This is a genomic window from Williamwhitmania sp. (genome assembly GCA_035529935.1).
Lineage (GTDB): Bacteria > Bacteroidota > Bacteroidia > Bacteroidales > Williamwhitmaniaceae > Williamwhitmania.
In genome coordinates this window covers 1-4,950 of the sequence record DATKVT010000231.1, presented here as the reverse complement: position 1 = coordinate 4,950, position 4,950 = coordinate 1, and the positions used below count along the sequence as shown (strand labels likewise).

The window sequence follows — 4,950 nt, the reverse complement described above, 5'->3', positions numbered from 1 at the left end:
AACCGAGGTAAAAGGGAGCCCATTCAGGGAATAAGAGGGAACGACCTCGGTAAAAGAGAGCCTCTTCTGGATAAAAGGGAGAACGCTGCGCTGCGGGGTGAGGATTTGATTTGGTCTACAATAGTCAGGGGGTGACTTGTTCTCGCTCGCAAAAAGTCACCCACTGACTGGCAGTTAGGCTGCAACTCTGCGCTACTAAACAGCTAGGCTTATGGGCATCATGCCAATGCAACCTCAGTGCGCTTTTGGGCTGGCAGCAGCTATTACCCACATATAGCCAGCCTCCAGCTTACACCCATTGGCAAAAGTCCACAGCAGCCGGACGGCACGTCCGGCCGAGCGGATCTGTTTATGGCAATCTGTTGGTAATATCTTGGCTTTCTGCCGCTACCATCGAAGTAGTAGTCCTGCGAGGCAATCTTTTCGGCTTCTGGCGTGTTAATTCCCTTATAGGTTTTTTATTTGGCCCAAAGCTGTTCGGGCGAAGGGAAGTTGTTTATATCGAGTTCAGTTTCTATGCTGCCCTGATTAGAATCGTTTACAGTTCGATCGTGAAATAGAAATCCATCGCCGTTACTGCTGAAAACACAAGGAATATCGAGGATTCTGGCATAGTCCAATGCCTGTTGAATTCCACTTCGAACCGAGTGTTTATTATCCTTGGCCTCTATTATGGCAATCGGGATGTTGGGTTTGTAATACAGAATATAATCTGCGCGTTTTCGTGCACCTCTAGCAGTCAACTTACCACGAACGTAGATTTTACCATCGGTAAAAGAAACCTCCTCCAATACCTGCACCTGCATATTCCACCCAGACTTCTCAAGGGCTGGATTAATAAATTTGCTGCAAATATCCCTTTCCGTTAAACTCTTTTTATCCATTACCTTCAATTACTGTAATAATTTAGCAAAATAAGAAATTTAAATGGCAGACACCCATTAATAGAGCAAGGATATCTCTCTCTCTTTATATTAATTGTATTTCAATTCGTCAATAATATTTTTAACACATTTATGAAATTCGTCGTATCCTATTGGTTTATTCGTCTCAACTATTTGGTTCAACAGGCGGCTTTTTTCTTCCAAATCGTATTCGGACTCAAGAAATACAATAAACTTTTTCTTGACCTCATCGCTATCTTTCAATATTGCCGCCATATCAACACCTAAAAGACGAGCACCAGCAGTGTTTAAAGAAAAATTTGGATCTTCATAATAATCTTGATGGTTTTCAAGAACTCTTGGCTCATTAATTGAATAGTAGTTGCACAGGATAAACCCCATATCCTCGGCATCCTTGCTGTGGTTCAGGTTTCTATCTCTCCAAGCAGAAATTTTAAGAATAAAAATACCCGCTAGAGAAGCAACCTTTATTTTTAAATTACCATCAATTGCTACCTCACTTGCGGCCTCATCAACTTCAGAAAAACCCAAAACACTCATTGCAAACTCCTCGTCTGGAGGCCAGAATATTTTATCCTGCTCCTTCATTATAGCCCCATATGGAACGATATCAAGCTCATAGCTGTCCATAAAAATGAAGCGTTGGCGTTGTTGGTGATCCTTTTTAAAACCATCAAGCGCTAATAATTCATCTTCTATCTTCTGATACTCGGCCCAATCTGGAATAGCTATTGCTATATCTAAATCACGAGTCATTCGCACAGCTTTTATCTGATTGTGTTGGAGCATTAAATCTCGTGCAGTGGCACCAATCACATAAAAAGGAGTAGCCCTTGATTGAAAAAAGGTTGTAAGCTGCGTTAACAGCTTAACCAAATAAGGATTATTGATGCTCTCACTTGATATATTGTAGTTTTTCATCAAAGATTCGTTTTGCAGTTTCTATGTTTCGTTCATTTCCGCTCCCTATTAAATCAGCATAAACTAATAAATAGGGGACAATTGACATCTCTTTATTATTTTCTTCAATATTCCCGAAGAAACCTAGAATCTCTACATCTCCATTATCGTCCGGAATTAGCCTGAGTTCCTTTGCCAAATGCTGCCAACTTGAATTTGTGTAAATAGTATATAGCGCTGGTGTTAAATACCCTGTAACCAAAGCAGCAGCAGGTTCCCCTCCCCACAAGGTTAAATCATCAACCTCTTTAAGAGGTAAGTTTCTCCACTGGTTGTTGCTCTCTATACTGGTAAACTTCATCCTTTTTTTGACTAGACTTGGCCTTAAGACATCATGGTAGGCCACGATCCAACGGTTTAGCAGTTCAACTTTATTTTTAAGAACCCGTTTATTCTTAGTCTCTAATACGTAGTTTAGCGATTCCAGCTCTTTCATCACATACCCAACCGATGCCAGGGACACCCCGGTTGATTCAGCGATAAAACGAAATGTGTTATTAACACAGTCAGGTTCCAATAAAAAAGCAAATATCATTTTCAAACCAGCCTTCTGGAATGCTCTTGTTTGATTAACCATTGGTGGTTTTACGAACTTTTCTCCTTTAATGTATATGAAGAAATTCAGATGTTGTATATAAGCATTTCCCGATACGTCAAGGTAGTTGATCTTCAGCTGTCTCAACTCTTTGGCTATTGTGGTAGGAATGTACTTTGCAATTACAAGAAATGGATCATTGCTATCGTATCTCACATTACTAACCCTACTCATAACAAGACCTTTTCTTGTTTGGGTTATTTCATCTTCTACTAATGCAGTAAACACAACACCATCAATTACCACTTTTTTACTATTAGCGCCACCTTTTACCGCAATTTTATGAGACAGTTCCACTATTGCTTCAATAGCACTAACTGCCTTATTTATAACATCATTATCTGTGTTCATAAAACAATGTTGTTCATTAATATCTGATGTTCATTTAAAATGAACACGTAAATATAGTGAACAATAATAATAAAAAGAAATATTTGGAATGACATTTCTTGGCTTATCCAAGAGCTGGACGAAATGGATAAGAGCATCGTATTCTCCATGATTGACATCATGCTCACCAAGAAGCGCTTCAAGGACTTCTTCCAGAAGAACGTTGCTACCCTATAAAAGCCACCCCCACCTGCTGAGCGCTGGCGGGGGATGGTGCTTTTTCCACTGCGTTAGCACAATACTTACAGGCTATTCTGTAAATTCTTGCTTTTCATATATCCTCCAAATACTGGGATAGCTCTTTTTGGTTTTCCTGTGGAATGTGCAGAGCAAGACTAACGAACTTATTTGGCATTATAAAAAATGCCGTTACTGAGAGTTTTGTTCTTACAATTTCACTTCTATATTTTTACAACTAATCAAAACGTTTCCCCAATCTCCTTCCAGTAAATAATTATCTTCGAATTTAGAGAAAACGTCAATATTCCCGAAATCATTTTCACCATTTGCATCAATTGAAATCGCTTTTTGATTTCTATATTTCCATAATACTTGTTTCGGTTCTATAAAATTTATTACGCCATAACGGTAACAATACATTTCATTAACCAAAGGTTTTTGATATTCAGGGTGATCTTTGGTTAAAACAAATTCCATATGAAAAGAAACAAGCTCGGATGTTTCAATAATTTGCAAGACAAAACTGTCCTCTAAATACAGTCCGTTAAATTGCTCTAAGTCAGGATAATTTATTTTCTCCATAACACTATTTTAGATCGTAAATTATTTCTGTATGATTTCCTATACTCTTTCTTGTTACCTCGTTACCAAAAGCATCTATTCGTTTGCCAAAAGCATTTCTTAACTCCACGTGTGGAAATCCACTTCCTGCTGCACGTTGACTACCTTGCTTTATTGTCATTCGAATAATACCATTTTCGTCAACGTATTTTAAAGGTCCTTCTGCACTCTGCATAGCTTTCCATCCTTGTTTTTCAGCATAACCAACCAACTCACTTGCCTTTGCCATTCGTCCTCCTTGGAAAAATGAGCCTACATTAGTGGCAGCTTCCTCTTCCACTGCGACACTGGAACTGCTGGAAGCTGGCGTTTCGACGCAAGATTGGATGCTATAAATAACGATATAGCTGATAAGCGTATTCATTCCAGCCTTCATTTTCTCATCATCTGTCTGGTTACCGGAATGGTTATCGCCAAGCCACTGCATGTCTGTGATAAAAAGAGCTAGAAAATTGGCAAAAATTCTCGTTAAAAAACCAGTGCTGTTCCTATCAGGGCTAGGCTTCGGGGCATCTTTCTTCTGCTCCTCGTTGTTGGCCGGCTTCTTGCTCTTGCCGCCGCCGTCGTCCCCGTCCTCGTAGTTCTTGTACTGCACGTCGTTGCCCCACATGGTACTCATCCAGTTGACGGAGAACCCGTTCACCTTGGGCCCCGCCTCCATCCCGTCGGGGTCCACGAACCGGAGCGGGTTGTTCACCGCGTAGGTGTAAGGGCTCCACCGCCGGTAGTCCTCCGCCTTCCCGTCTATGAGCTGCCACCGGCCCAACTCGGGCTCGTAGAATCGCGCCCCGTAGTCATACCAGTCCAAAGAACGTCCGGCCACCTGCAGGAACGTTTGCAGCTCCCCCGATTAAAAATCGGGACTTTCGCTGCGCTCCAGCTTGCCGTTGTAGCGGTAGGGGGTGCTCTGGCAAATTCAAAGAACGTATAGCGAAGGTAGGAAATAATTTGAAGATTTGAAAATGAGGATAATTTGAAAATGTAATCCTGAGGGAATGGCCATAGTCAACAATGCGTATGGGCAACATGCCCATGCAAACTCCGTGCGCTTTTGAACAGGCTGCCGTAATGCCTTCCTTAATGCTTGGCATTGGGGTTAACTTGCGCTGCCCCGGTAGGATGGCACGGACGAGGACGTCCGCGCCATCGTCTCATTTTTTGGTCGAGTAGGTAAGTGCTTTACAGCACAAACCTCTCACGGAACCGTACGTGAACCTCTCGATTCATACGGCTCTTGTCATTCCAACTATTGGTTAAAACCATAGCGCCAGTGCACGAACAGGTTCGGATGTGCCTTTT

Annotated in this window: 5 protein-coding genes; all 5 read right to left on the bottom strand. The window is 41.6% G+C overall.

All coding sequences use genetic code 11. The features are described from left to right. Window positions 1-458 precede the first annotated feature (458 nt). Window positions 459-884: a type I restriction endonuclease gene (locus tag VMW01_17590; GenBank protein ID HUW08055.1), complete on the bottom strand. Its 426-nt coding sequence runs from the start codon at window positions 882-884 to the stop codon at window positions 459-461. A gap of 90 nt (window positions 885-974) precedes the next feature. Beyond that, window positions 975-1,826, bottom strand: a complete 852-nt coding sequence (locus VMW01_17585; GenBank protein HUW08054.1) for a nucleotidyl transferase AbiEii/AbiGii toxin family protein — start codon at window positions 1,824-1,826, stop codon at window positions 975-977. Beyond that, window positions 1,801-2,811 (bottom strand): type IV toxin-antitoxin system AbiEi family antitoxin, encoded by a 1,011-nt coding sequence (locus tag VMW01_17580; protein HUW08053.1) that lies wholly within the window; start codon window positions 2,809-2,811, stop codon window positions 1,801-1,803. The genes VMW01_17585 and VMW01_17580 overlap by 26 nt, the downstream gene beginning before the upstream one ends. Window positions 2,812-3,237: 426 nt before the next feature. Continuing rightward, window positions 3,238-3,612 carry a hypothetical protein gene (locus tag VMW01_17575; protein ID HUW08052.1) on the bottom strand — a complete coding sequence of 125 codons (375 nt, stop codon included), beginning with the start codon at window positions 3,610-3,612 and terminating at the stop codon, window positions 3,238-3,240. Window positions 3,613-3,616: 4 nt separating this feature from the next. Continuing rightward, window positions 3,617-4,474 (bottom strand): RHS repeat-associated core domain-containing protein, encoded by an 858-nt coding sequence (locus VMW01_17570; protein ID HUW08051.1) that lies wholly within the window; start codon window positions 4,472-4,474, stop codon window positions 3,617-3,619. Window positions 4,475-4,950: the final 476 nt, after the last annotated feature.

What these genes read in the sequence shown, in the direction of transcription:
- VMW01_17590 (HUW08055.1), bottom strand. Translation starts at nt 884, where the DNA reads ATGGATAAAAAGAGTTTAACGGAAAGGGATATTTGCAGCAAATTTATT.
- VMW01_17585 (HUW08054.1), bottom strand. Translation starts at nt 1,826, where the DNA reads ATGAAAAACTACAATATATCAAGTGAGAGCATCAATAATCCTTATTTG.
- VMW01_17580 (HUW08053.1), bottom strand. Translation starts at nt 2,811, where the DNA reads ATGAACACAGATAATGATGTTATAAATAAGGCAGTTAGTGCTATTGAA.
- VMW01_17575 (HUW08052.1), bottom strand. Translation starts at nt 3,612, where the DNA reads ATGGAGAAAATAAATTATCCTGACTTAGAGCAATTTAACGGACTGTAT.